The organism is Pseudoruegeria sp. SHC-113, from assembly GCF_025376885.1.
Taxonomy (GTDB): Bacteria; Pseudomonadota; Alphaproteobacteria; order Rhodobacterales; family Rhodobacteraceae; genus Pseudoruegeria.
In genome coordinates, this window is record NZ_JAHUBR010000001.1 from 2,613,837 (window position 1) to 2,638,352 (window position 24,516).

24 protein-coding genes are annotated in these 24,516 nt (G+C 65.2%); 3 read left to right on the forward strand and 21 right to left on the reverse strand.

Features of this window, described 5'->3' with window-relative positions; all coding sequences use genetic code 11:
* Positions 1–795, reverse strand: a complete 795-nt coding sequence (locus KVX96_RS12870; RefSeq protein WP_261194902.1) for a crotonase/enoyl-CoA hydratase family protein — start codon at positions 793–795, stop codon at positions 1–3.
* 121 nt (positions 796–916) lie between these two features.
* On the opposite strand from KVX96_RS12870, the gene KVX96_RS12875 reads away from it, so the two are divergent.
* Positions 917–1,735, forward strand: a complete 819-nt coding sequence (locus tag KVX96_RS12875) for a hypothetical protein (protein ID WP_261194903.1) — start codon at positions 917–919, stop codon at positions 1,733–1,735.
* A gap of 61 nt (positions 1,736–1,796) precedes the next feature.
* On the opposite strand, the gene ftsH is transcribed toward KVX96_RS12875, so the two are convergent.
* The 14 genes from ftsH to ruvC form a co-directional block, all read right to left on the reverse strand.
* Positions 1,797–3,713, reverse strand: a complete 1,917-nt coding sequence (ftsH, locus tag KVX96_RS12880) for an ATP-dependent zinc metalloprotease FtsH (protein ID WP_261194904.1) — start codon at positions 3,711–3,713, stop codon at positions 1,797–1,799.
* An 82-nt stretch (positions 3,714–3,795) separates the two neighbouring features.
* The gene (tilS, locus tag KVX96_RS12885; protein ID WP_261194906.1) at positions 3,796–5,037 is read right to left on the reverse strand and encodes a tRNA lysidine(34) synthetase TilS; all 1,242 of its coding nucleotides are present in this window, start codon (positions 5,035–5,037) and stop codon (positions 3,796–3,798) included.
* On the reverse strand, positions 5,028–5,855 hold the full coding sequence (gene ybgF / locus KVX96_RS12890) for a tol-pal system protein YbgF (protein ID WP_261194907.1): 828 nt from the start codon (positions 5,853–5,855) through the stop codon (positions 5,028–5,030). Before ybgF ends, tilS begins: the two co-directional genes overlap by 10 nt.
* Positions 5,856–5,878: 23 nt before the next feature.
* The gene (gene pal / locus KVX96_RS12895; RefSeq protein WP_261194908.1) at positions 5,879–6,409 is read right to left on the reverse strand and encodes a peptidoglycan-associated lipoprotein Pal; all 531 of its coding nucleotides are present in this window, start codon (positions 6,407–6,409) and stop codon (positions 5,879–5,881) included.
* Positions 6,410–6,488: 79 nt separating this feature from the next.
* On the reverse strand, positions 6,489–7,784 hold the full coding sequence (tolB, locus tag KVX96_RS12900) for a Tol-Pal system beta propeller repeat protein TolB (protein WP_261195454.1): 1,296 nt from the start codon (positions 7,782–7,784) through the stop codon (positions 6,489–6,491).
* Positions 7,785–7,822: 38 nt separating this feature from the next.
* A complete protein-coding gene (locus tag KVX96_RS12905) occupies positions 7,823–9,043 on the reverse strand; it encodes an energy transducer TonB (protein ID WP_314733122.1) in 1,221 nt (406 codons plus the stop codon).
* Between the two features lie 14 nt (positions 9,044–9,057).
* A complete protein-coding gene (gene tolR / locus KVX96_RS12910; protein ID WP_261194910.1) occupies positions 9,058–9,531 on the reverse strand; it encodes a protein TolR in 474 nt (157 codons plus the stop codon).
* Between the two features lie 3 nt (positions 9,532–9,534).
* On the reverse strand, positions 9,535–10,230 hold the full coding sequence (tolQ, locus tag KVX96_RS12915; RefSeq protein ID WP_261194911.1) for a protein TolQ: 696 nt from the start codon (positions 10,228–10,230) through the stop codon (positions 9,535–9,537).
* A gap of 112 nt (positions 10,231–10,342) precedes the next feature.
* A complete protein-coding gene (ybgC, locus tag KVX96_RS12920) occupies positions 10,343–10,738 on the reverse strand; it encodes a tol-pal system-associated acyl-CoA thioesterase (protein WP_261194912.1) in 396 nt (131 codons plus the stop codon).
* Between the two features lie 117 nt (positions 10,739–10,855).
* The gene (locus tag KVX96_RS12925) at positions 10,856–12,001 is read right to left on the reverse strand and encodes a porin (protein ID WP_261194913.1); all 1,146 of its coding nucleotides are present in this window, start codon (positions 11,999–12,001) and stop codon (positions 10,856–10,858) included.
* A gap of 198 nt (positions 12,002–12,199) precedes the next feature.
* Entirely contained in the window at positions 12,200–12,844 is a 645-nt protein-coding gene (locus KVX96_RS12930; protein ID WP_261194914.1) for a hypothetical protein, read from the reverse strand.
* A gap of 67 nt (positions 12,845–12,911) precedes the next feature.
* A complete protein-coding gene (gene ruvB / locus KVX96_RS12935) occupies positions 12,912–13,940 on the reverse strand; it encodes a Holliday junction branch migration DNA helicase RuvB (protein WP_261194915.1) in 1,029 nt (342 codons plus the stop codon).
* Between the two features lie 3 nt (positions 13,941–13,943).
* Positions 13,944–14,624 (reverse strand): Holliday junction branch migration protein RuvA, encoded by a 681-nt coding sequence (ruvA, locus tag KVX96_RS12940; RefSeq protein ID WP_261194916.1) that lies wholly within the window; start codon positions 14,622–14,624, stop codon positions 13,944–13,946.
* Positions 14,621–15,124, reverse strand: coding sequence for a crossover junction endodeoxyribonuclease RuvC (ruvC, locus tag KVX96_RS12945; RefSeq protein WP_261194917.1), 504 nt, complete (start codon positions 15,122–15,124; stop codon positions 14,621–14,623). The genes ruvA and ruvC overlap by 4 nt, the downstream gene beginning before the upstream one ends.
* A 324-nt stretch (positions 15,125–15,448) precedes the next feature.
* Between ruvC and KVX96_RS12950 the strand changes: the two genes are divergently transcribed.
* Positions 15,449–15,637 carry a DUF1127 domain-containing protein gene (locus tag KVX96_RS12950; RefSeq protein ID WP_261194919.1) on the forward strand — a complete coding sequence of 63 codons (189 nt, stop codon included), beginning with the start codon at positions 15,449–15,451 and terminating at the stop codon, positions 15,635–15,637.
* A 121-nt stretch (positions 15,638–15,758) separates the two neighbouring features.
* Here KVX96_RS12950 and KVX96_RS12955 read toward each other — a convergent pair whose 3' ends face one another.
* The 6 genes from KVX96_RS12955 to KVX96_RS12980 all read right to left on the reverse strand — a co-directional run bounded on the left by KVX96_RS12955 (position 15,759) and on the right by KVX96_RS12980 (position 23,614).
* Entirely contained in the window at positions 15,759–16,109 is a 351-nt protein-coding gene (locus tag KVX96_RS12955) for a hypothetical protein (protein ID WP_261194920.1), read from the reverse strand.
* 108 nt (positions 16,110–16,217) lie between these two features.
* Entirely contained in the window at positions 16,218–17,084 is an 867-nt protein-coding gene (locus KVX96_RS12960) for a 50S ribosomal protein L11 methyltransferase (protein ID WP_261194922.1), read from the reverse strand.
* A gap of 52 nt (positions 17,085–17,136) precedes the next feature.
* On the reverse strand, positions 17,137–17,796 hold the full coding sequence (gene msrA / locus KVX96_RS12965; RefSeq protein ID WP_261194923.1) for a peptide-methionine (S)-S-oxide reductase MsrA: 660 nt from the start codon (positions 17,794–17,796) through the stop codon (positions 17,137–17,139).
* Between the two features lie 57 nt (positions 17,797–17,853).
* On the reverse strand, positions 17,854–19,083 hold the full coding sequence (locus tag KVX96_RS12970) for an MFS transporter (protein WP_261194925.1): 1,230 nt from the start codon (positions 19,081–19,083) through the stop codon (positions 17,854–17,856).
* Positions 19,084–19,290: 207 nt separating this feature from the next.
* Positions 19,291–21,324: an ATP-binding protein gene (locus KVX96_RS12975; protein WP_261194927.1), complete on the reverse strand. Its 2,034-nt coding sequence runs from the start codon at positions 21,322–21,324 to the stop codon at positions 19,291–19,293.
* An 85-nt stretch (positions 21,325–21,409) separates the two neighbouring features.
* The gene (locus KVX96_RS12980) at positions 21,410–23,614 is read right to left on the reverse strand and encodes a primosomal protein N' (RefSeq protein WP_261194929.1); all 2,205 of its coding nucleotides are present in this window, start codon (positions 23,612–23,614) and stop codon (positions 21,410–21,412) included.
* Between the two features lie 192 nt (positions 23,615–23,806).
* On the opposite strand from KVX96_RS12980, the gene KVX96_RS12985 reads away from it, so the two are divergent.
* Positions 23,807–24,514 carry a DUF484 family protein gene (locus KVX96_RS12985; protein WP_261194930.1) on the forward strand — a complete coding sequence of 236 codons (708 nt, stop codon included), beginning with the start codon at positions 23,807–23,809 and terminating at the stop codon, positions 24,512–24,514.
* The last annotated feature ends 2 nt before the right edge of the window (positions 24,515–24,516 follow it).

A 24,516-nucleotide genomic window follows, 5' to 3' on the forward strand; every position in this document is an offset into this window, starting at 1 on the left:
TCAGTCCTTGAACACGGGCGCGCGTTTGGCCATCCCGGCCATCACCGCTTCCATCTGGTTCGGTTGGCCAAGGATCGCGCCCTGGATCTCGCTCTCCAGCAGCAGCGCCTCTTCGCGGCTGGCCTTCTCGGTCAGCGTGATCAGGCGCTTGGCGGCGCGCATCGCGTCCGGGCTTTTGGCGGCGATCTCGGCGGCCAGCGCCTGCGCGCGGGCCAGCGGATCGGCGGAGACTTCCGTCACCACGCCCCAGGCCTCGGCCTGCAGCCCTTCGAAAACTTCGCCGGTGTAGGTCAGACGCCGCAGCAGATCCTGCCGCAGCACGGAGGGAAACAGCACCATGCCGCCCATATCGGGCACCAGCCCCCAGCGGCTTTCCATGATGGAGAACTTGCAATCGGGCGCAGCAACGCGGATGTCGGCACCGAACATGATCTGGAAGCCGCCCCCAAAAGCATAGCCATGCAGCGCTGCGATCACCGGCTGCGGCAGATCCCGCCAGACAAGGCTCACGCGCTGGAAGATATTCGCATCGCCATGGCTGCGCGCCATGATGCCGCCGCCCTCAGAATTGAGCTTCATCAGGTCGGGAAAGCTCGCCACGTCGATGCCTGCGCAAAAAGCCTCGCCCGCGCCCGCAAGAACCACGGCGCGCACATCCTTGCGCGCGGCCAGCGCCTCGCCCGCTTCCACGATGCCGGTGAACATGCCCCGATCCAACGCATTGCGCTTTTCGGGCCGGTTCAGGGTGACGGTGGCCACCTGATTTTCGATGCTGATCGTGACCCGTTCGCCCATGGCCGCGGCCTCCCCTCGTGCAATTGCGGATGCCCCCGAGCCTGAGGCGCGGCTGCATCAAACTCAAGGGTTTCGTCGCGGCACGCGCGGCGGCGTTGATGGCGCGGATTTAGCCCCTAGTATGGGCGCGACCCGCAACCTGCCCGAAGGCCCCGCCTTGCCTGCCTCCGAATCCTTCCCTTTCCCGATCCTCGAGCGCCTTGCTGACGAGCCGGTTACCCATTTTCAGGTTTTTGGGGACAAGAACTCCGGCACCAATTTCGCCCGCACCCTGATCGGGATGAACACCCAGACACCCTACCGGCCGATCTACGGCTGGAAACACGGCGTTCCGGCGATGGCGGCCTTTGAACCCGGCGCGCTGGTGGTGCTGCTCACGCGCAACGCGGTGGATTGGGCCAAGGGGATGTATCGCCAGCCGCACCGCAACCTCCCGGAAGACGGCGAGATGCCCTTTGCCGATTTCCTGCGCGCCGAGTGGCATTCCAGCGTGGGCCGCAAGCCCGTCCGCAACTGGACGAAGAAATGGGCGGTGAGCGCGGAAGAGGGCTTTGCCCATCGCGAGTTGCAACTGGACCGACACCCGCTTACCGGCAAACGCTACGCCAATATCTTCGAGATGCGCCGGGTAAAGCTCGCGGCGATGATCGGGATGCGCCACCGGGGCGTGAATTTCGCGCTGGCCCGTTTCGAGGATGTGCGGCGTGATCCTGTGGGCTTCGTGACGGGTCTCTCCGCTGCCTTTGATCTGGAGTTGCAGCCAGACCCCGCGCCGCCGCTTCACAAGGTCTCCCCCACCCGGAACAGCCGCCGGATCGTGCTGACGCCCGAGGTGCTTGCGCCGGAAGACATGGGCTTCCTGCTGGACGGCCTTGACCGGGAAACCGAAGCGCTGGCGGGCTATGCCTATGGGCCAGATGGCGCACCCGAGCTTCTATAGTCCCCACAAAAGCAAAACGCCGCCGGACATCCGGCGGCGTTTCTTGTTTGTGCCTTGGCCTTTAAGCCGAGGGCTCCGGCTCCATGCCGCCATCGGGCTTGGATTTGGGCTTTGTTTTCGGGATTGCGGTGATCGAGGGCGTGTTGCCGCTTGTCGGCGTGTCGTCCTCATCGTCGCCCCGGTTCAACGGCTCGCCGGCGATCACGCGCGTGATCTCATTGCCGGTAAGCGTCTCGTACTCCAGCAGACCATTGGCCAGCCGCTCCAGATCGTCGCGCTTCTCGGTGAGGATGCGCTTTGCCGTCTCGTAGCCTTCATCCACGATGCGGCGCACTTCGGCGTCGATCTTCTCCTGCGTCTCCGGGGAGGCATTGCCGCCGCCCTGGTAGTTGCCCAGGTAGGATTGCTGCTCGTTGGCGTAATCGATGTGGCCCAGCTGATCGGACATGCCGAACTGCGTCACCATCGCGCGGGCGATGCGGGTCACCTGCTGGATGTCCGACGCCGCGCCAGAGGTCACGTTTTCCTTGCCGAACACCAGCTCCTCGGCGACCTTTCCGCCCATCGCCATGGCGATCTTGGAGGTGTATTTGGTGAAGGTCACGCTCAGCTGATCGCGTTCCGGCAGGCTCAGCACCAGCCCCAGCGCGCGGCCGCGCGGGATGATCGTGGCCTTGTGGATCGGATCGTGCTGCGGCACGTTCAGCCCGACGATGGCGTGGCCGGCCTCATGATAGGCGGTCAGCTTCTTCTCATCCTCAGACATGACCATGGAGCGGCGCTCGCTGCCCATCATCACCTTGTCCTTGGCGTTTTCGAAATCTTCCATCGTCACGAAACGGCGGCCCACACGGGCGGCCATCAGCGCGGCCTCGTTCACGAGGTTCGCCAGATCGGCCCCCGAGAAACCGGGCGTGCCGCGCGCGATGATGCGCAGATCCACGTCGGGGCCCAGCGGCACCTTGCGGGCGTGCACGCCGAGGATCTTCTCGCGGCCCTTAATGTCGGGGTTCGGGACCTGCACCTGACGGTCGAAGCGGCCCGGACGCAGCAAGGCCGGATCCAGAACATCGGGGCGGTTGGTGGCGGCGACGATGATGATACCCTCGTTGGCTTCAAACCCGTCCATCTCCACCAGAAGCTGGTTCAGTGTCTGCTCGCGCTCGTCGTTGCCCCCGCCGTAGCCCACGCCACGGGAACGGCCCACGGCGTCGATCTCGTCGATGAACACGATGCAGGGCGCGTTCTTCTTGGCCTGCTCGAACATGTCGCGCACGCGGGAGGCACCCACGCCGACGAACATCTCGACGAAGTCGGAGCCGGAAATGGTGAAGAAGGGCACACCAGCCTCGCCAGCGATGGCGCGGGCCAGCAGCGTTTTACCGGTGCCCGGAGGGCCCACCAGCAGCGCGCCTTTGGGGATCTTGCCGCCGAGGCGGGAGAATTTCTGCGGGTTGCGCAGGAATTCCACGATCTCTTCCAGCTCGTCCTTGGCCTCGTCGATCCCGGCGACGTCGTCAAACGTCACCCGGCCATGCTTCTCGGTCAGCAGCTTGGCGCGCGATTTGCCAAAGCCCATCGCGCCGCCACGGCCCCCGCCCTGCATGCGGTTCATGAAATAGATCCAGACCCCGATCAGCAGCGCAAAGGGCAGAAGCGTCATCAGGAAGGAGGTGAAGCCCGATTGCTGTTGCGGTTTGGCGTTGACCGGCACGTTGTTGTCGATCAGCAGGTTCGTCACTTCCGCGTCATCGGGGCGGATGGCGACGTAATCATTGCCGTCGTTGCCGCGGAACAGGACGCGCTCGCCGTCCAGCGTCACGGAGGCGACATTGCCGCCCTCTACGGCCGTCACGAACTCCGAATAGCTCTTGCTGGAGGTGTTGATCGCGGAATTGTTGCCGCTGAACAGGTTGAACAGCGCCAGGATCAGCAGGAATGCCACGACCCAGAAGGCGATGTTTCGTGCGTTGCCCAAGGGAAATCTCCTCAAAACTTTTCAGGCCAGCGAGCCAAGGCCCCCAGCCGTTACCTTTAAAATAGAGATCATGAAGGTTTCTTCAATGCGATAAAATCGAAGTGAAGAAGTCCGAAGCCCCTTTAGCAAGCGCAATTGCGCCGTTCGGCCCATGACCGGCCAGCGGGGCCGCCATCAGGGCCTGTCCCCGCCAGAGCGCGGGCGCGGCCAGAAGGCTTGCGCGCGGCAGGCCTGATGTGCGCCAGTCGGGGCATTGGGCAAGCCCCGCTTCGCCCAGCATGGCGAGGCTATCGCCTTGTTCATAAGGTGCTTTCGCGATCCAGCGGGTGTCCCATGGCCCCGGTGCGGGGCAGGTCAGCCCCGCCACAGCCGCCGGTTCGCGGCAGATCCGCAAGTGGTTGCCTTCACGCAGGATCAAGCAGCCGTGCAGGTTTCGGGTTTCTCCGCCCAGCACCGCCTCAAGCGTTGCCGTGAGCGTGGTCAGGCGCGGGCGGTATGTTGCCGAGGCCACCCAGCAGAGCGCATGGGCGAATAGCCGCAGGCGGGTGTCCTCCGGGCAAGAGCCAAGCGCGCCTGTGTCAAATACCACGTCGCCGCCCTGCACCTGCGCGCAGGTTTGCGCCTTCTCATAGGCGAGTTGCGCAAGGGCGCTGCGGGCGCGATCCATCGCCTGCGCCGTTTCCGCCAGCCGGGCCTGATCCAGCTCTAGCGCCGCAATCGCCTTGCGCATCCGCACGCGGGAAAAGCGACCATCTGAATTGCTCGGATCTTCCGCCCACCCCTCCCCGATTGCTGACAGGTAGCGGCGCAGATCGGCCCGGCTGCAACCCAGAAGCGGGCGCAGCCAGCGCAGGCCTGCGTACTGCCGTTCGGCCTGCATCGCCGCCAGCCCGTCCACACCGGAGCCGCGCGCCAGCCGCAGCAGCAGCGTTTCGGCCTGATCGTCCTGCGTATGGGCCAGCGCCACGGCGGGCAGGCCCTCGGCCTTCGCCCAATCGGCCATCAGGTTGCGCCGCGCGCGGCGGGCGGCGTCCTGCAGGTTGCCCTGCCCGTCCCAGCCCGTCCAGTTCAGCACCCGATGCGCCACACCAAGCCGGGCGCAAAGCGTAGCGACGGCCTGCGCTTCCTCGGCGGAAGCTTGACGCAGGCCATGATCCACCGTCACCGCCATCAGGCGCTGCGCAGGCCAGGCGTCGGCCAGCGCGCAGAGCAGCGCGACGGAATCCCCGCCGCCAGAAACGGCAATGCCGAGCCTTTCGGGCTCGGCAAGGGTTTCGGGCCAGACAGGGCGGCCGGTGATCTGCTGAAAACGGCTCAGCTGCACCCGAGGCTCGACATGGTGGATTGCGCCTGCGACACGACGGCGGCCGCCGGGAAGCGAGCCTGCACTTCGCTCAGTGTCACGCAAGCCTCGTTGGTCTGGCCAAGCGCCGCCAGAGACGCCCCCAGTTTGAAGAGCGCATCCGGCGCGAGCGCGCCATCGGGCGTGCCGGAGAAGCTGTCCAGAAAGGCGCGCGCGGCGGCGGACATCTCGCCGAGCGCCTCGTGGGCCTGACCGCGCAGGTAATGCGCTTCAGCACTCAAGGGGCTGCCCGGATAGGTCTGGGTGAAGGCCTGGAACTGATCGGCAGCTGTGCGGTAATCCCCGCCGTCAAACGCCGCCTTGGCTGTCTCGAAGTCGGTTTTCTCACCGATGGCCAGCTCCGGCCCCTCGCCCGGCAGCGGCACCGCAGGCGCCGCCGCGGGTGCGCCTTCCAGCCCGCCAAGCGTGGAGGTTTCGCCAAGCTTGCTCAGATCGCCGCCTTCAAGCTCCACCAGACGGAACTCCAGATCACCGATCCGGTTGGCCCCGTCCTGCGCCACGGCGTTCACGCGGAACTCCAGATCCTCGGTGGCCGAGGTCAGCCGCTGCACTTCGCGCTCGATGGCGTCCAGACGCTCCAGCGGCGTGTTGCCACTCAGATTACCGCCCGGCGCCCCGGTGGTGGAGAGCTCGCGCTTGAGCTTCTGGATCTCCACATAGACCACCGACAGCTCCTGCCGGATGTCGGCCAGCGTCTGGGTGCGATCCTGGGCGAAGGCAAGGCTTGTGGGCAGGATCATCGCGCCCGACATCAGCAGCGCGGAAAACAGGCGTTTCATCGCGTGTCCTCTTTCTTTCTGGCTCAGCTCGTCAGCCCGCCTGCGGCCAGCACCGTCACGGCACGGCGGTTCTGGGCGTAGCAGCTTTCCTCGGAGCAGATCTCCAGCGGGCGTTCCTTGCCGTAGGTCACCGTTTTCAGGCGGCTTGCCGAGATCCCGCGCGAGACGAGATATTCGTTCACCGCATTGGCGCGGCGCGCGCCAAGGGCGAGGTTGTATTCGCGGGTGCCCTGCTCGTCGGCGTGGCCTTCGATCACGGCGGTGTATTGTGGGTTCTGCTGCAGCCAGTTGGCCTGCGCGTTCAGCGTGTTGCGGGCCACATCGTTCAGACTGCTCTGGTCAACGTCAAACAGGATGCGATCGCCCACCGCCTGCTGGAAATAGGCGATGGAGGTGGGATCGGACAGCTCGCCCACACCCACGCCGCCGCCGTTCAGCCCGTAATCGGCCGGGTTGATGCCATCGGCACCGCCGCCAGACCCAAAACGATCGTTGGAACAGGCGCTCACGCCGAGAGCGGCGAGCAGAAGAATTGCCTTGGTGAAATGCTTCATCGGGTTTGCCCCTTGCTTTGTCTTTATTGGCTCGATGGCCGTGAGGTTATCATCTCCGCCCCCACATGGGAACGGATCATCAGTTTTGCAGCGGAGACCATGCTGGATCCGAGGCCGCGCCCGGTGTCGGCACCTGCTTGAGGTTGCGGCCCGAGATGTCCACCGAATAGAGCGCCGGCTGCCCGTTTGCGCCCGAGGTGGCGCGGGTGAACATGATCACGCGCCCATTGGGGGACCACGTCGGGCCCTCATCGAGGAAGGAAGACGTTAGCAGGCGTTCCTCGCTGCCATTGGTGCGCATCACGCCGATGTGGAAGCGGCCCTTGTTTTGTTTGGTGAAGGCGATCAAATCCCCGCGCGGCGACCAGACGGGCGTGCCATACCGGCCCTCACCCATGCTGATGCGGCGCGCTTCGCCGCCGTTGGCGTCCATCACGTAGAGCTGCTGGGTGCCGGAGCGATCGCTTTCAAAAACGATCTGGCGGCCATCGGGCGAGTAGCTGGGCGCGGTTTCGATAGAGGGTGCACTCGTCAGGCGGCGCTGCTGGCCGGTGGCGAGGTTCATCGCGTAGATGTCGGTGTTGCCGCCCGAGGTGAGCGAGAAGACAACCGTGCCGCCATCCGGCGAGAAGCGCGGCGCAAAGCTCATTGCCCCGGCCTGATCGCCAAGGATGCGGCGGCCCACGGTGGCGACGTCCAGCAGGTAGACGCGGGGAAAGCCCGTTTCATAGGAGGTATAGAGCACCCGGTCGCCCGTGGGCGAGAAGCGCGGGGCCAGCACGATGGCGGAGCTGTCGGTCAGGTACTGCACGCCTGCGCCGTCGTAATCCATGATCGCCAGCCGCTTCTGGCGGGCGTCCTTGGGGCCGCTTTCGCTGACGAAGACAACGCGGCTGTCGAAATAGCCGCTTTCACCGGTGATCCGCGCATAGACGGCATCGGCCACCTTGTGGCCCATACGCCGCCAGCTGTCGGTGGTGCCGACATATTGCAGCCCCTTGCCCAAGGGCGCTCCGGAGAAGACGTCAAACAGGCGGAACTTGACGGTGAGTTGGTTGCCGTTCACTGCCACCGCCCCGGTGATCAGGGCTTCCGCGTTGATCGCTTTCCAGTCGGCATATTGCACCGGGCTCTCAAAGCTCGTGACATTGGCGATATAGGCGCTGGCCGGGATCTCGCGGAACAGGCCCGAGCCGGTCAGATCGGAGGCGATCACGCGGGCGATGTTGCGCGCATATTCGGTGGCCGCCGGGTTTTCGGCGATGAAATCGGGCACCGCGTAGGGCAGCGGCTCGATCACACCATCGGTGATTTCAATCCGGAGCGGCCCGTCCTGGGCTTTCACGGGGGCGGCAAACCAAGCCACCCCGCCCATGGCGAGCGCCGCAGCGGCGATCAGGAGTTTCGAACGGATCATTTGAACCTCATCTTCTCCGGGTTGAATACCATCTCGATCTCGCGCCAGTGATCATATTTTTCGCTCGGAAGCGAAAAACCTGTCGCGCCGCAGCGAATGATGGCCCGGCGGGCGGCCTCGTAGGCCTGATTGGCGGCGGCTTCATTGCCGCCGTCATAGCCGATCATGCGGATCGTGCCGAGTTCGGGTTTGGCGTCGCGCGTCATGGCAACGGCGACGGTCACGGTCGTTTTCAGCGCCTCGGTGGAGAGCGAGCCGACGTTCCAGCATTGGGAGATCTGGGCGATCAGCGAATCCTTCTCGCCCGAGGTCAGCGGCGGCCCTGCAGGGGCTGAGCTTGCAGCCGGAGCGGATTCGGTGCTGGTGGCGACACCGGCCAGCGCCGCGGCAACGGCGGCGTCGATGGCGGCATCACCGGCCTCAGTGGCGGGCGGGGTCTCTTGCGCCGGAGTTTCTGCCGGAGTTTCCGCCGAAGCTGTGGCCGTCTGGACCGGGCGCTGCGGGCGAGCTGTGGGGCGCTTGGAGGTCGTCGGAGCCGCTGCGGGCGGCGGTGCTGGGGCGGTTTCGGGCTGCTCTTCGGCCTCCGTCACGATGCGGGTCGAGGACTCTTCCGGCGCAGTAGCCTCCTGCGCTTCCTGCACGACTTCGGCCTCGGGCTCGGCTTCCGGCGCGGCCTCTTCGCGCACTTCGGTGTCGATGGTGACTTCGGGCGCGGGCGCGGGCGTGGGTTGCGGGGCAACACGCGGCGCGGGCTTGGGGCTTGAGTCCGGCGGGCTTGGCACCAGCACGGCCACATCCTCGGACGGGCTTTCCGGCGCGGGCGGCGGCGCATCCGCAACTTCCGCCTCCGGCACGGGCGTCAGCTCAGCCACGTCCGGCGTTGCGTCCGGCGTTTCGGGGGCTTGCGGTGCAATCGGCTCGGCGGCCTGACTGCTGGTGGTTTCCGCCTCGGGCGCTTCCGGGGCCGTTTGCGGCTCGGCCGGGGCTTGCGGCGCTTCGGGGCCTTCCTGCGACGTGAGCGGCGCGGCCTCCAGCGGCGCGTCCGGCACCGGCTGCGGCGTGGAGAGTGCTGCGAAATCGTCGCCCGAGATCAGCGAGACCTCGGCAACTTCGATTTCGGGCAGCGAATCCGTGGAGAGCCAGCCCCCGAAGAGCATCCACAGGATAAGGGCGACGTGACCGACGCCCGAGATTTTTTGACCGGTGTTCAACGCCACGCGCCCGCGCTCCGTCAGCCGTCCCGGCCGTCAAGGCTCGGGCCACCAGTGTCGGTGACGAGGCCAATGTTGTTGAAGCCCCCGGCGTTGAGCGCGCCCATGACCTGCACGACGCGCTCGTAGGGGATGGAGCCATCGGCGCGCAGGAAGACCTTGTCCGAGGTGCGCTCTGCCGCCACGGCGCGCAGCTTGGGGATCAGATCCTCCGGCGCGATGGGCGTGGTTTGCAGGATCAGCTCGCCCTCTTGCGTCAGCGTGATCGCCAGCGGCTCTTCCTGCTCGGTGGGCAGCGCGTTGGCCGCGGTGCGCGGCAGTTCCACTGGCACGCCGACGGTCAGCAGCGGCGCGGCCACCATGAAGATGATCAAGAGCACGAGCATCACGTCCACGAAGGGCGTGACGTTGATCTCGCTCATGGCCGCGCTGCGGCGGCCCGAGCGGCGGCGGCGGCCGCTGCCGCCCTGTTTCTGGATGACACCCGCGCCCATGGTTCAGCCGTCCAACTGGCGCGACAGGATGGTGGCGAACTCATCGGCGAAGGCCTCATAGCCGCCGACGATGCGGTCGCTGTCGACCGAGAGCTTGTTGTAGAAGATCACCGCCGGGATTGCGGCCAGAAGGCCCAGCCCCGTGGCCAGCAGCGCCTCTGCGATGCCCGGCGCCACGACGGCGAGGTTGGTGTTCTGCTCCTGCGCGATCTCGACAAAAGCGTTCATGATGCCGATCACGGTGCCGAAGAGCCCGATGAAAGGCGCGGTGGAGCCGACGGTGGCCAGCAGCGACAAGCCGCCATTCATCCGCTCGCTTTCCTTGGCGATGGCCACATCCATGCTGCGATCGATCCGCGCCTGCGCGCCCGCGATCAGCCCGCCGTCCTGCCGGTGGCTGCGCCGCCATTCCGTCATCCCGGCCGCAAAGACCTTTTCCGACGCGCCCGAAGGCTGGGAGCCGATCTTCTCGAACAGCTCGTCCAGCGGCTCGCCCGACCAGAAGGCGCGGTCAAATACCGCGGCCTCGGCGCGCGCGGCGCGGAAGGTGATGATTTTCTGGATGATGATCGACCAGGACCAGAAGGAGGCGATCACCAGGATCACCATCACGAGTTTCACGGTCAGGGTTGCACGCATGAAAAGCGCGAGGATCGAAAAATCGATCTCCTGCGCCATCGCAAGGGTTTCGGTTTCCATGTGCCTGCTCTGTTTGCGTTAGGCCGATGGGTCGGCTCTGGTTGGACGCGAATCTACAGCAGATTCCGTGCAAACGCCACAGAATGCGGAAGATACGGCGAAAATCGCCGCTTCAGTGCAAAAGCAGGCGGATATTCGCCGGCAGGCGCGCCGGCTGGCCCGCCTCATTGATCAGAACCACGGTGAGCCGGGCGGTGAAAATCACCTCGCCCGCGCGAAGGATTTCCTGCCAGAACTGGATTCGCGCGCCCGTGACGGCCTCGATCTGGGTGCGCACCTCAAGCTGATCGGCGAATTTTGCCGCCGAGAGATAATCGGCCTCGACCTTGCGCACCACGAAGGCCAGCCCCTCCTGCTCCTTCATCGCCCCCTGATCCACACCCAGCTCGCGCACCATGGTGGAGCGCGCCCGCTCGATGTAGCGCAGGTAGTTGGCGTAGAAGACGACCCCGGCCATGTCGGTGTCCTCGTAGAACACCTCGACGGGGTAGCTGTGGTAGGGGCTCATGGGCGCGTCCTTTGCTCGATCTCGCGACCGTGATAGGCAGTGCAGCCCGCTAGTGCAACCGCCCTGCCCGCTTGCCACGAAAGCAACGGACGGCCCGAAGGCCGCCCGCTGTCATGATCAGAACTTCCAGCGCAGGCCGCCCATGATGGCGGTGCCATCCTTGTAGTCGGCGCTGGCGTTGTCGAACTTGTACTCACGGATACCGCCGTAGACTTCGAGGTTCTGCTTATCGAAGTTCTGCACCACGGCCAGACCCACGGAGCGGCTGCCCGCGCCCTGTTCGAAGACGTCAGAGCCTTCGTAGTAGTCGAGCGAGAAGGCGGTGGTGCCGGCCTTGAACCAATCCTGCTGGTAGCCCGCTTTCACATAGCCATAGGTGGAGCTGTGATCGGCCGAGGTGCGGCCAGCGGCCACGGCGAGGCTGAGGCCGGTGTCCTTGTGCAGCACGGCAGCAGAACCGGAGAGCACTTCCTCGTCGTCACCGTTCCAGGCGTAGCCGAGGCCCGCGTCAAAGGCGTAGGCGCCGAAATCCTTCGAGTAGCGCGCGGCCACGTCGTAGTAGTCGTTGCTGTCACCGTCGCTCAGCACCTCCTGACCGTAGGAGCCGGAGAAGACGAAGCCATTGTAGTTGGCGCTGTCGTAGCGGGCGCGGAAGCGGCGGGAGCCGTCCATGTTGTCGAAGTGATCCGAGACTTTTCCGCCGGTGAACCCGCCGAGCGTGTCGCGCACGAGCTGGCCGCCGGCCATATCCGACACCGCAGCGCCCGCGATCACGCCGGTGCCGGAGAAATCGGCGCCGGTGATGCCGTCGGTGGCCATGGAGCCCTGACCGAAGGAGAAGGTACCGTAGGCATCAGACCCGAAGGAGACTTCAAGGTGGCGGATATCGGTCTTGTCGAAGGACCAGTCGCCGTGCTCGTCCTGGATGTTCACATCGCTGGTGGAGGACGGCGTGATGCCGAACTCAAGCCGGGTGCCCATCGTCCAGCCGGAGCCGAGGTTGGTTTCGGTCTCAAGCCCGATGCGGGAGCCGGAATTGTCGTTGTCGACCGGGAAATAGGTGTTGGACTGCAGGCCATCGTCATAGGAGAGGATGCCTTGGTTGATCTGGCCGTAGAATTTGAAGGTGGTGCCGCCGACGACCGTGGAGAGATCGGTGCTCTCGATGGTCAGCTCTTCGGCGGCCAGCTCTTCGGCGAAGGCCGGCAGGGCCAGGGTTGCGACGCTCGCGGTGGTGGCCAGCAGGATCTTGGTCTTGGTCATGTCTATCCCCGTTCACGCCCGCCCGGTTGCTTGCAGATACCGGGGCGTTCAGGCGCTATGAATCAGTGAGTTACCAGGCGGCTGTTGCACGCCCGCCACCCACCTAGAGGAATGTCATCCAAGGTTGAATAAGATATTGACAACCTAGATTGTCGTAAGCGGATTTCTGCCGCCGCGCATGGCGCGAACCGGCAGACCTCAGCTTGGCAGCTGCGACTGCGCGCGGGCAAAGAGCCGCAGGGCATGGCTTTTGTCATCCGCATAAGCAGGGAGCACCGGATCATAGGCCGCGCGGATCAGCGCCGCGATCTCGGGCCGCAGCACCGTGGCCCCGGTTTCCGGGAGCACAGCCAGCGGCGACGCGGCATGGAAGGCGGTATCGGACCACAGCAGCACCGATTGCACCATCTGGCTCAGCGCCAGCGTGTCGGCCGAGACCGCCGACAGATGCTCATCCATCCGCAGGAAGACGAAACAGGCCTTGATCGCCCCCTGCTCATCAAACCGGAAAATCCGGTACTGGTTGGCATCGGCCTCCTTGAGCCGCGCCACGAGCGTGGCCAGTTCCGGCACCAGCCGATCAAGGTTCGGCGTGTCCAGAAGCTCCTGCCAGTCGCGCAGGAAGAAGATCATCAGGTTCGCGCCCAACTCCGGGTCCGTCTCGGCCATCTTGTGGCCCGCCAGCGCCACCACGGCCTCGATCGCGCCCTTGATCACGCCGAGGCTCTCCTCCTCCACGCCAAAGACAACCGGCACGATGGGGCGGCCCCAGCGCGCGAAGGCGAAGCTTTGGTCAGAGCGGGTGAAAAGAGCTTCAACAGTTTCGGGGCTCAGCGTGGCCATGCGGGTCTCCTGCCTGTGGGATGCGGCCCACCGCATACGCGAAAACGCCGCGCCACATCAACCGGCCTTACTTGCCGAAAAGATCCGTCTGCCCTTCGGCCTTGGGCGCTTCCAGCCCCAGATGCTGCCAGCCCTTGCGCGCCAGCATCCGCCCGCGCGGGGTGCGCTGCACGAGGCCCTGTTGCAGCAGGTAAGGCTCGATCACCTCTTCCAGCGCATCCCGGCTTTCCGAAAGCGCGGCGGCGATGGTTTCGATCCCCACCGGGCCGCCGCCGTAGTTATCAGCAATCAGGTTCAGGTAACGCCTGTCGGCCCCATCCAAGCCAAGCGCATCCACGCCCAGCCGCTTGAGCGCGCTATCGGCGATCTCCTGCGTGACCTTGCCGTCGCCCTCGACCACCGCGAAATCCACCACCCGGCGCAACAGACGCCCGGCGATCCGGGGCGTCCCACGCGCGCGGCGGGCGATCTCCATCGCGCCTTCCGGCGTGGCGGGTGCGCCGAGCAGGCGGGCGGAGCGGGTGACGATCTCGTTCAGCTCCTGCACATTATAAAACTGCAGCCGCGTCGGGATGCCGAAGCGATCACGCAGCGGTGTGGTGAGCAGGCCGAGCCGCGTGGTGGCCCCGACGAGCGTGAAGGGCTGCAACTCGATGCGCACCGTGCGCGCCGCAGGCCCCTCCCCGATCACCAAATCGAGTTCGTAATCCTCCATCGCCGGATAGAGCACCTCTTCCACCGCCGGATTGAGGCGGTGTATCTCGTCAATGAAGAGCACATCGCGCGCTTCGAGATTGGTGAGGATCGCGGCCAGATCGCCCGCTTTCGCCAGCACCGGGCCGCTTGTCATGCGGAAGGAAACCCCCAATTCGCGCGCCATGATCTGGGCGAGCGTCGTCTTGCCAAGGCCCGGGGGGCCGTAAAACAGCGTATGGTCCATCGCCTCGCCCCGCCGCCGTGCGCTTTCGATGAAGACGCGCAGATTGGCGCGGGCCTCGGCCTGGCCGATGAATTCCTCCAGCGCCTGCGGGCGCAGGGCGCGATCCTGATCGCCGGGTTGCAGCTCAGGGCGTAAGGTCGGATCGGGCTCGCTCATCTATCAGCCTTTCGGGGCCAGCTTGCGCAGGGCGGCGCGGATCAGGGTTTGCGCGTCGGCCTCAGGGGCATCGCCCGCCACTTCGGCCACCGCCGCCGCCGCTTCAGACGGCGCGTAGCCCAGATTGGTGAGGGCGGACAGCGCATCCGATTGCGCCGCCGCATTGCCGGAAGGCTTGGGCGCGGCGCGTGCGGGCTTGGTGGGCGCGGGCTCTGCGGTTTCCAGCACGTCGCCCGGATCCGCCTCAAGCGTCGCGCCGAGCGACCCGGCCATGGCCATCACCGTGGGCGCTTTATCCTTCAACTCGATCACCACCCGCTGCGCGGTTTTCGGGCCGATGCCCTTGGCCGCCTTGATCGCCGCCTGATCGCCCAAGGCAATCGCGCGGGAGACGCCCTCTGGCCCCAGCGTGCCCAGAATGGCGAGCGAGGCCTTCGCCCCGATACCCTGCACCCCCATCAGAAGCCGGTGCCATTCCTTCTCCACCAGCGAGGTGAAGCCGAAGAGCTGCATCAGATCCTCGCGCACCAGCAGGTCGGTATAGAGCGCCACCGCCTCGCCCACGGGGGGCAGGCTGGCGAGCGTGCGGTCGGAGACATGGACGATATAGCCCACGCCGCGCACGTCGATCATCACGTGGTCAGAGCCCTTGTAATCGATACGGCCCGAGAGTTTGCCGATCATGCGCCCGCCTTTCTGAGTGCCTTCTGCCGGTTGCCGGTTTGCGCGTGGAAAGCGTGGCAAATCGCGATGGCCAGCGCATCCGCCGCATCCGCGCCGGCAAGCTTCACGCCGGGCAATTGCAGCTTCACCATGTGTTGAACCTGTTCCTTGGCCGCATGGCCGACGCCCACAACCGTTTTCTTCACCGCATTTGGTGCATATTCCCCCACGGTCAGCCCCGCCTGCGCCGGAACCAGCAACGCAATGCCGCGCGCCTGGCCCAGTTTCAGCGTGCCCACGGCATCCTTGTTGACGAAGGTCTGCTCCACGGCGGCGGTATCAGGTTGGAAGGTGGCGAACACATCGGTGAGCTCGCGGTGCAGCTGGTGCAGCCGCTCGGCCAGCGCGCCGGGCACCGAGTGGATGATCCCATTGGCAACGTGGGTGAGTCGCGATCCTTCCGCGTCAATCACCCCCCAGCCCATGTTCCGAAGCCCCGGATCGATGCCCAAAACCCGCATTCTGCCCAGCCTGTTTACATTTTTTTTCACAAGTAGCACGAAACGCGAACATTTGCCAATGGCGCGGGCGCAGGCATTTGTGATCACATCCGCGATCACAATCGCCAAAATGCGACACGGATGCCCCGATTCCCGTCTGAAAACGACACCCGCGCAAGGGCGCCTTTCGCCTTTGTAACAAGGTGTTTTCGGCCATTCCGACCCATGCAGAAACTGCATGGAAGTTATGCGCCCCACGCCTCTTGATCCATGAAACCCACCGCTCTATTTGCGCCTCAGACACCGCATAAAAATGCATCAGAAAGAAAAGAAAGGACGGCACCTATGGCTGCTTTTGAAACTGCCCGCCCCGCAACCGGCTCCCTGTTTGGTGGCCGTCTGGCCAATTTCTTTGGCGCCCTGATCGAGTGGAACGACGAGCGCGTGACCCGCAAGGCGCTCTCCAAACTCACCGACCGTGAACTGGACGATATCGGCCTGAACCGCGGCGACATCGAGTCGATGCACCGCTAAGGCATCCGCCCCTTTCAACAGGGGGCCGGATTAAAAAAAGGGCCGCTTCGGATCACCCGAAGCGGCCTTTTTCATTCGTGAAACGAGCGCACTCTTTACAGTAAATCTACAAACCTGCCCCTTAAGGCAGGATCTTGTTCAGATGGCCGGCAACCCACAGCGTGGCCGGATCGGCCTGCATCATATAGGCCCCGACCTGCTCAACCGAGGTGCCGGCGGCCAGCTTGTCCACGCGCTGCGTGTAGGTGGCGCCGCCCAGTTGGGCATAGAGAAATCCCTTGAATGCGAAGACGCCGACCGCCACGAGCACAAGCCCGCGGATCGGGAAACGCCGTTCGACACGCCGGCGCGGCGTGGAAACGATCAACCCGTCATGGCCGATCGTGTGAACGTAGCCTCTGGACAGCTTCCTGTGCCGCTTGTCGATACGGCGCAGACGCTTGTCAAAGCTCTGGAGATTGGCATCCGCCATAGCAGCCTCCGCAAGTCGGCCCCCACCGACAGCTTCAATTTCCCCCCGAAATGTGGCGAAAACAAGGCGATTAAGGCGAAATTTAGGAAATTTGCGTGTTTCTCGGTCTCATTTGCCCATGGTCAGCGTCGACCAGTCAACAATCATTTCGTGGTGGATCAGATTGAACCCGTTCGCGGTATAAACCTCGATCACCTCGGCGGCCTGATCGTTCAACAGGCCCGACAGAATCACGTAACCACCCGGGGCGACATGGGCCGCCATATCCGGTGCGAGATCCACAAGCGGGCCTTTCAGGATGTTGGCAAAGACCAGATCAAAGGGCGCGGCCTCGGCCAGAACCGGGGAGTCAAACCCCTTGGCTTCCACGCAGCGCACCCGGCCCGAAAGATCGTTGGAAGCCACATTGGCCTCGGCCACGTCCACGGCCACCTCGTCAATGTCGCTGGCCAGCACGGGATCGGGCCAGATCTTGGCCGCCGCCATGGCCAGCACGGCCGTGCCGCAGCCGATGTCGGCCACGTTCTTGCCGGTGAACCCGCCCTCTGCCAGACGATCCAGCGCGCGCAGGCAGCCCAGCGTCGTGCCGTGGTGGCCGGTGCCAAAGGCCATGGCGGCCTCGATGCGCAGGCCAATCGCGCCCTCTGGCAGCTTGTCCTCATCATGGCCGCCATAAACGAAGAACCGGCCCGCCGCGACGGGCGAGAGCTCACGCCGCACCTTGGCGACCCAATCGGTCTCCGGCAGTTCCGACACCACGAAGGGCTTGGCCTCAAACGCCACGGAAAGCACCGCCAGCGCGGTTTCATCCGGTGCCTCGGTGAAATAGCCGCCCACTTCCCAGAGGCCCGAGCCGTCCTCGATCTCGAAGACGCCCACGCCCATGGGCTCGGGCTCCATCCGCTCGATGGCCTCGCCAAGGCGTTCGGCGGCGGGCTTGCCCGGAAGGGTGGTGAAAGCGGTGAATGTGGGCATGGCGTCCTCGCGTGATGGCTTGCAGGGCGCTTAGACGCCCTGCTGCCACGCGTCAAGCGGTGGCGCCGGTCCCGATCGGGCAGTTCACGCCGGTGCCGCCGATGCCGCAGTAACCGGCCGGGTTCTTGGCGAGATACTGCTGGTGGTAATCCTCGGCGAAATAGAAGGCCGGGGCGGGCAGGATTTCGGTGGTGACATCGCCAAACCCGGCTTCGGCCAGCTTGGGCTCGAAGGCGGCCTTGCTGGCGCGCGCGGCCTCGGCCTGCGCCTCCGTGAACGTGTAGATGCCAGAGCGGTACTGCGTGCCCAGATCGTTGCCCTGGCGCATGCCCTGCGTCGGATCGTGGTTCTCCCAGAAGACGCGCAGCAGGGCCTCGTAGCTGACAACGCTCGGGTCATAGATCACACGCACCACCTCGTTGTGGCCCGTCTGCCCGGTGCAGGTTTCCTCATAGGTCGGGTTCGGCGTGTAGCCGCCCGCATAGCCCACCATGGTGAGCCAGACGCCCTCGACCTGCCAGAACATCCGCTCCACGCCCCAGAAGCAGCCCATCCCGAAGATGGCTTGCTCCATCCCGGCGGGAACATCGGCTTGCAGCGGGCGGCCGGACACGAAATGGGTCTCGGCGGTGGCAATCGGCGTGGCGCGGCCCGGGAGGGCAGCCGATTGCGCAACCATCTTGAGCTTCTTGTTGGTGTTAAACGTGAGCATCGCGGTCTCCTCGCAGGTGGCTTTGGCTGCAGATATAGGCGCTCGCGCGGGCGGCTTCTACTCTGCTGGCGCAGCTGTGAAGCGCGACAGCCGGGTTTCGTTACCCGGCTCCGGGTGGCGCGGGATCAGCAGCGAAAGCCCGAGCGAGCAGAGCGCGATTGCCGCGGCCAGAGTGAACACAGCCGCCGGGGAGGCCAGCCACAATAGGCCAAGCAGCACCGGCAGGAAGACGGCCGCGATATGGTTGATCGTGAAGGCCACGGCGGCGGTGGGGGCGATATCCTGCGGGTCGGCGATCTTCTGGAAGTAGGTTTTCAGCGCCAAAGCCAGCGCGAAAAGCAGGTGATCCAGCACGTAGAGCGCGCTGGCCAGCACCACGCCCCAGCCGAACATGTAAATGCCGCCGTAGGCCAGGAACACGAGCGCAAGGCCCGCATACTCGAAGATCAGCGCGTTGCGCTCGCCAAAGCGGTGCACGGCGCGGCCCATCAGCGGCGCGAAGATCATGTTGGCGACGAGGTTGATCAGGAAGAGCGCGGTGACTTGATGCACTTCGAAGCCGAAGCGCTCCACCATCATGAAACCGGCGAACACCACGAAGATCTGCCGCCGCGCGCCGGCCAAGAACTGCAGCGCATAGTAAAGCCAATAGCGCTTGCGCAGCACGATCTGGCGGCGCTGTGGGTTGGGCGTTTCAAATTGCGGGAAGGCGAAGAGGCAATAGGCCGCGATGGCCACGGTGATGCCCCCCGTCACGAGATACACGAGGTTGTAGGTGAGCCCCAGCCGATCCCACGACAGCACGATCACCACGTAGATCACCAGCGTCGCGGCGGAGCCCACGGCGGCCAACCAGCCCAGCATCTGCGGGGCGCGGTCCTTCGCGATCCACTGCAGCTGCAGCGATTGGTTCACGGTTTCATAGTAGTGAAAGCCGATGGAGGAGAGCATGGTGATCATCAGGATCCCGCCAAGGCTCGGAAACCATGCAGTAACAGCCGTTGCCGCGCCCAGTAGCGCAAGAGTCACCAGCCCAAGCACCTGTTCGCGGATGAAAAGCAGCAGGCCGATGACGCCGATGGCGAAAAAGCCGGGGATCTCGCGCACGCTGTGCAAAAGGCCGATGTCGGCCCCGTCGAAATCGGCCACCTCGATGACAAAGTTATTCAGCAGCGCCGACCATGTGGAGAAGGCGATCGGCATGGCGATCGCCGTCAGCACCAGCAGCGCGATTGGGCGGCGCCAGACAGGCAGGGAGGCGGCATCTTCGAGGCGAACGGTTTTCATGGCTTTCGCATACGCGGCAAACCGGGGGCTGAAAAGACAATTCACTGTTCACCAGCGCACAATCCGATGCGCGAAGGCCACCCGCCCTGACGCATGCGCATTGACTGCGGGCTGCTGCCGCTTGAGGGCTCGGCTGATCGCAAGCGTGCGCGCGCTGTGAACCAGCGAAACAAGCGTTGCGGGCCCTCGCTTAGCCGCAATGGGCTTTTACACGGCATCCCGGGCCGGATCGGCATGCGTGCCCAAAGGCGGCTCTCGCTCCGCAGTGGGGCAAGCCGGATCTGCCGCAGGAGCGCCCGCCATCGGGTCGGGAGCACCGGAAGCAAGCGCCAGATCGGCCGCTTCATTGGAAGGTGCGCCGGATAGCTGCACGGCGATTTCCTCCATGAGAACCGCCTTTCGCAGGGGTTTGGACAGAAACCCCGTCATCCCCGCCTCGAGGCAGTTGCGCCTGTCCTGCTCAAAGGCATTGGCCGTGAGCGCCACGATCGGCACGGGGGCGCGGGCGCTGCCTGCTTCCGCCGCGCGGATTCGGCGCGTGGCCTCGATCCCGTCCATGTGTGGCATCGACATATCCATGAGGATCAGGTCAAACCCGCCCTGCCCTGCGGATTCCACCGCCTGCAGACCATCTTCGGCAAAGGTCAGATCGACCCCGGCCCCATCCAGCAGCCGGCTCAGAACAAGCCGGTTTGCGCGATTGTCTTCCGCTGCAAGGATGCGCCGCCCGGCGAGGCTTCCCGCCGTAGGCGGCGCGGTAGCCTCCGGCGAAAGAACCGCAAGCGCGGCGGCCTCAGCCAGCGGCAGCGTGACCTCCAACCGGAAGGTGCTGCCCTTGCCTTCCACGCTGCGCGCGGTGAGATCGCCGTTCATCTTGCGGGCAAGCCTGCGGGAGATCGCAAGCCCCAGCCCCGTGCCGCCATGAACCCGCGTGATCTGCCCATCAACCTGCTCGAAAGGTTCGAAAATCCGCTCTATCGCGCCCGCCGGGATCCCTGGCCCGGTATCGCAGACCTCCACCGTCACCCGCGCTTTTGTGGCCTTGGCCCCGGAGCGGGCCACGGCAAGCTTCAGGGAAACGGACCCTTCGGCGGTGAATTTCAGCGCGTTGCCCAGCAGATTCATGACGATCTGGCGCAGCTTCCCGGCATCCCCCACGAGAACCGCCCCCTCTGCCGGAGCCAGATTTGCTTCGAACACAAGCCCTTTCTCCGCCATGAGCGGTGCCAGCGCGCGGGCGGCATCCGAAAGGGGCGCGCTGAGCGCGAAAGGTTCGGCGTCAAGCTCCGTCTTCCCGGCCTCGATCCGGGAGAAATCCAGCACGTCGTTGATGATCGAAAGCAGCGCGCGCCCGGCGCTTTCGATCGTGTCCACCACGTCGCGCTGATCCGAGCTGAGCTGGCTTTCCGACAACACATCCGCCATGCCAAGAACCGCGTTCAGAGGCGTGCGGATCTCGTGGCTCATCACGGCCAGAAACTCCGATTTCGCCACGCTGGCGGCTTCTGCCTGACGCTGCAACTCCCGCGCTTCCTGCGCACGGGCCACCAGCGCGGCCTGCGAGGCTTCGAGTTTCGCCAGCATTTCCCGGCCCTCGGCATTGGCGGAGAGCAAGCGCTTTTCGGCCTCGTGCCGGCTTTCGTTCTGGCGTTTGAGCCTGTCAAACAGGCCTGCGAGCATGGTGAACAGGAGCACCGCCGCCGTGAAATGCACCATATAGGTGCGCAGATCGGCCTGCGGGCGCAACAGGCTGTCGCCAAGGATGACGCCGCACATGCCCGATAGCACGGTTATTTTGGCCCGGATCGACGGCGGATGCAGCATGGCCACCAGCTGCGCGTTCACGAGCCCCGCCGTGAGAAACGCCATGCACAGCACCCAGACATCCGGCCCGCCGACAAACCAAAGGATGCCGATGGCCCAGCAAACGCCGACGGCCCAGAAGCCTGAACCGAAGGTCAGCACCCGGCTCGCGCGGCGCGGGTTGCGCAGGATCAACCCGCTGCGCTGCACGTGGCGCACAAGCGAAAGCTCCACCACTTCACTGGCGCTGAGGGCGAGCGCGGCCACCACGCCCCAGGCCGGCGAAATGAACACCGCGACGATCAGCGCGCCGGCAAGCTCAAACCCGGCCCGCACAGGGAAGGTCGCGAAACGGCCACGGCAAAACCGTTGCAGCCGTCCCTGCCGTGAATATTTGGTTTTGGCCAGTTCGGCCGGATCTGAATCGGTTTGCGCCATTCCCTGCTGCCCGTTGGGGCCTGAAGCCGGTGGGTCTATCCCCCAGCTATCGCACAGGAAATCTTGCCAGCCGGTTAAGCGGCGCTCAGAAGAAGCTTTGCGGGTCGATGTCGATCGACACCCGTGTGTTGGCGGGAACGCGCAGCTGCCCCACCCAGGCCTGAAGGGCCTGCTGGATCGGCACGCCCTTGGCCGCCTTCACGAGAAGGCGCACCCGGTGCCGCCCGCGGATGCGCGCAATCGGCGCGGGCGCGGGGCCAAACACCTGCGCCTGAACCTGCCGCAGCGGCGCATCCTGCCGGGCCAGCTGGTTGCCCAGATCGAAAGCCGTCTGCACATCCAGCGAGGATATCACGATCCCCGCAAGCCGCCCGTAGGGCGGTACCCCCGCCGCCTCGCGCTCGCGTGCCTCGGCGCGCCAGAAGCCCTCCTCGTCGCCTGAAAGGATCGCGCGGATCACAGGGTGCTCGGGCTGGTAGGTTTGCAGCAGCGCCAGCCCCTTGCGCTCACTGCGCCCGGCCCGCCCCGCCACCTGCCGCATGAGCTGAAACGTGCGCTCGGCCGCGCGCAGGTCACTGCCCTGCAGGCCAAGATCCGCGTCGATCACGCCAACGAGGGTCAGAAGCGGGAAATTATGCCCCTTTGCAACGAGTTGCGTGCCGATGATGATGTCGGCCCCGCCCTCCGCAATCAGCTTGATCTGGGCTTTCAGCGCGCGTGCAGAGGCAAAAAGATCGGACGACAGAACCGCCACGCGCGCCTGCGGGAAGGCCTCGGCGGTTTCCTCCGCCAACCGCTCCACGCCGGGGCCAACGGGCGACAGCCGCCCCTCGACCCCGCAGCCCGGGCAGGCTTCCGGCATCGGCTTCGTCTCGCCGCATTGGTGGCACATCAGCCGCTTCAGAAACCGGTGTTCCACCATGCGCGCGTCGCAGTGATCACAAGCGATCTGATGGCCACAAGCGCGGCAGATGGTGACGGGCGCATAGCCGCGGCGGTTTATGAACAGAAGCGCCTGCTCGCCCTTCTCGATCCGCGCATTGACCTGTTTTTTCAGCGCGTCCGAGATCCAGCGCCCGGCGGGCAGCTTCTCGGCACGCATATCGAGCGCGCGCATTTCCGGCAGTTCGGCCGCCCCGAAACGCGCCGCCAGATCAAGGCGGCGGTATTTGCCCGCTTCGGCATTGGCCCAGCTTTCCAGCGAGGGCGTGGCCGAGGCGAGGATCACATGCGCGCCACAGAAAGACGCCCGCAGCACCGCCATGTCACGCGCCGAATAGAGCACGCCGTCTTCCTGCTTGTAGGAGGTGTCATGCTCCTCGTCGACAACGATCAGCCCCAGATCGCGAAACGGCAGGTAGAGGGCAGAGCGCGCCCCCACCACGAGCTGCGCGCCGTTTTCCGCCACCATGCGCCAGCAGCGGCGGCGCTCGGTGAGGGTAACGCCGGAGTGCCACTCGGCGGGCCGCGCGCCGAAGCGCTTTTCCACCCGGTCCAGAAACTCTGCCGTCAGCGCGATTTCCGGAAGCAGAACAAGGGCCTGCCGCCCGATCTTCAGGCATTCCGCGACAGCCTCCAGATAGACTTCCGTCTTGCCCGATCCGGTAACGCCCTTGAGCAGAGTTGTACCGTAGTCGCGGCTGGCCACGCCTTCCCGCAGGGCGGCGGCGGCCTCCGCCTGATCGGGGGAGAGATCCACGCCGCCGTAATCGGCCTGCAGCTGCGGATAGGGGAGATCGCGTGGGCTTTCCTCCTCGCGCACGACGCCCTGTTTCACCAAGCCCTTCACCACCGTGCTGCTGACCCCGGCCATCTCGGCCAGTTCGCCCAGCGTGAATGCCAGCCCGCCGTATTCCTGCAGCGTCTCCACGACGCGTCGGCGGGCGTCGGTCTGGCGGTCGGGTTGGCCGGTGCCGAGCCGGTAGATCTTGCGCATCGAGGGCGGATCGCTCAGCCCCGGCGCGCGGGTGGCAAGGCGCAGCATCGCGGGCATCGGCGTGATCGTGTAATCGGCGACGCGCATCAGGAACTGGCGCATGTCCGCCCCCATCGGTGGTACGTCGAGCACACGCGAGATACTGCGCGCCTTCTTCAGGTCAAAGCCGCCCTGCCCCGGCCCCCAGACAACGCCAATCACCTTGCGCGGACCCAAGGGCACCTCGACAAAGGCCCCCAGAAAAGCCCCGCCTGCGGGCGCGCGATAATCCAGCGTACGGTCCAGCGGCTGGGTCGTCAGAACCGCCACCAGCGCGCCTTCCTCGAAATAGCTCTGTTCCTGCCCCGCCGACATGCCCTGCGCCCCAGTTTGATCGCGGAGCTCAGACTACCCCCCCAGCCGGAGAAGCGAAAGCCACCTTTGGGCCCACCTATGGCTGGGGCCTGATTGCGACACAAGCGGCGACAATGTTCGAAAAACACTCTTTTCCGTTCACTTCTGGCCGATAATCCCTGTATGGTTGCGCAAAATAAACAAGAGGCAGGCATGTCGAGCACCGCCAAAATTGACCATTCCCTGCGCGAGCAGATCATCAACGATCCGGAAGTGATCCTTGAGGATCAGGATCTGATGCGCGCCCTCGTGGCCGCCAACGAGAAGGCACTCGGCGGCAATATCGTCGATCTGCGCGGCATCGCGATGGAGCGGCTTGAGGCCCGGCTGGACCGGCTGGAGGACACCCACCGCTCCGTGATCGCCGCCGCCTATGAAAACCTCGCCGGCACCAATCAGGTGCACCGCGCCATTCTGCGGATGCTGGATCCCGTCACCTTCGAGGGCTTCCTGAAGGAGCTCGACGGCGACGTGGCCGAGATCCTGCGCGTGGATTGCGTGCGGCTCGTGCTGGAAACCGTCCAGACGGACGATGACCCGACGATCAAGAAACTTGGCGATGTGCTGAGCGTGGCAGATCCGGGCTTCGTGGATGCCTATCTGACGGCCGGACGCGATGCGCCAGTGCGGCAGGTCACGCTGCGGCAGGCCATCCCGGAAAGCGACATGATCTACGGCGAGGCCGCCGAATGGATCCGCTCGGAGGCCTGCCTGAAGCTCGATTTCGGCGAAGGCCGCCTGCCCGGCATGCTGGTGATGGGCAGCGAGGATCCGCATCAATTCCGCGCCAATCAGGGCACCGATCTGCTGGCCTTCTTCGCCGGCACGTTCGAGCGCGCCATGCGGCGCTGGCTGGCCTAGAC

Coding starts and splice junctions, on each gene's coding strand:
- KVX96_RS12870 (WP_261194902.1), bottom strand. CDS start 795: ATGGGCGAACGGGTCACGATCAGCATCGAAAATCAGGTGGCCACCGTC.
- KVX96_RS12875 (WP_261194903.1), top strand. CDS start 917: ATGGGCGCGACCCGCAACCTGCCCGAAGGCCCCGCCTTGCCTGCCTCC.
- ybgF (WP_261194907.1), bottom strand. CDS start 5,855: ATGAAACGCCTGTTTTCCGCGCTGCTGATGTCGGGCGCGATGATCCTG.
- pal (WP_261194908.1), bottom strand. CDS start 6,409: ATGAAGCATTTCACCAAGGCAATTCTTCTGCTCGCCGCTCTCGGCGTG.
- tolB (WP_261195454.1), bottom strand. CDS start 7,784: ATGGGCGGGGTGGCTTGGTTTGCCGCCCCCGTGAAAGCCCAGGACGGG.
- tolR (WP_261194910.1), bottom strand. CDS start 9,531: ATGGGCGCGGGTGTCATCCAGAAACAGGGCGGCAGCGGCCGCCGCCGC.
- tolQ (WP_261194911.1), bottom strand. CDS start 10,230: ATGGAAACCGAAACCCTTGCGATGGCGCAGGAGATCGATTTTTCGATC.
- ybgC (WP_261194912.1), bottom strand. CDS start 10,738: ATGAGCCCCTACCACAGCTACCCCGTCGAGGTGTTCTACGAGGACACC.
- KVX96_RS12925 (WP_261194913.1), bottom strand. CDS start 12,001: ATGACCAAGACCAAGATCCTGCTGGCCACCACCGCGAGCGTCGCAACC.
- KVX96_RS12930 (WP_261194914.1), bottom strand. CDS start 12,844: ATGGCCACGCTGAGCCCCGAAACTGTTGAAGCTCTTTTCACCCGCTCT.
- ruvB (WP_261194915.1), bottom strand. CDS start 13,940: ATGAGCGAGCCCGATCCGACCTTACGCCCTGAGCTGCAACCCGGCGAT.
- ruvA (WP_261194916.1), bottom strand. CDS start 14,624: ATGATCGGCAAACTCTCGGGCCGTATCGATTACAAGGGCTCTGACCAC.
- ruvC (WP_261194917.1), bottom strand. CDS start 15,124: ATGCGGGTTTTGGGCATCGATCCGGGGCTTCGGAACATGGGCTGGGGG.
- KVX96_RS12950 (WP_261194919.1), top strand. CDS start 15,449: ATGGCTGCTTTTGAAACTGCCCGCCCCGCAACCGGCTCCCTGTTTGGT.
- KVX96_RS12955 (WP_261194920.1), bottom strand. CDS start 16,109: ATGGCGGATGCCAATCTCCAGAGCTTTGACAAGCGTCTGCGCCGTATC.
- KVX96_RS12960 (WP_261194922.1), bottom strand. CDS start 17,084: ATGCCCACATTCACCGCTTTCACCACCCTTCCGGGCAAGCCCGCCGCC.
- msrA (WP_261194923.1), bottom strand. CDS start 17,796: ATGCTCACGTTTAACACCAACAAGAAGCTCAAGATGGTTGCGCAATCG.
- KVX96_RS12970 (WP_261194925.1), bottom strand. CDS start 19,083: ATGAAAACCGTTCGCCTCGAAGATGCCGCCTCCCTGCCTGTCTGGCGC.
- KVX96_RS12975 (WP_261194927.1), bottom strand. CDS start 21,324: ATGGCGCAAACCGATTCAGATCCGGCCGAACTGGCCAAAACCAAATAT.
- KVX96_RS12980 (WP_261194929.1), bottom strand. CDS start 23,614: ATGTCGGCGGGGCAGGAACAGAGCTATTTCGAGGAAGGCGCGCTGGTG.
- KVX96_RS12985 (WP_261194930.1), top strand. CDS start 23,807: ATGTCGAGCACCGCCAAAATTGACCATTCCCTGCGCGAGCAGATCATC.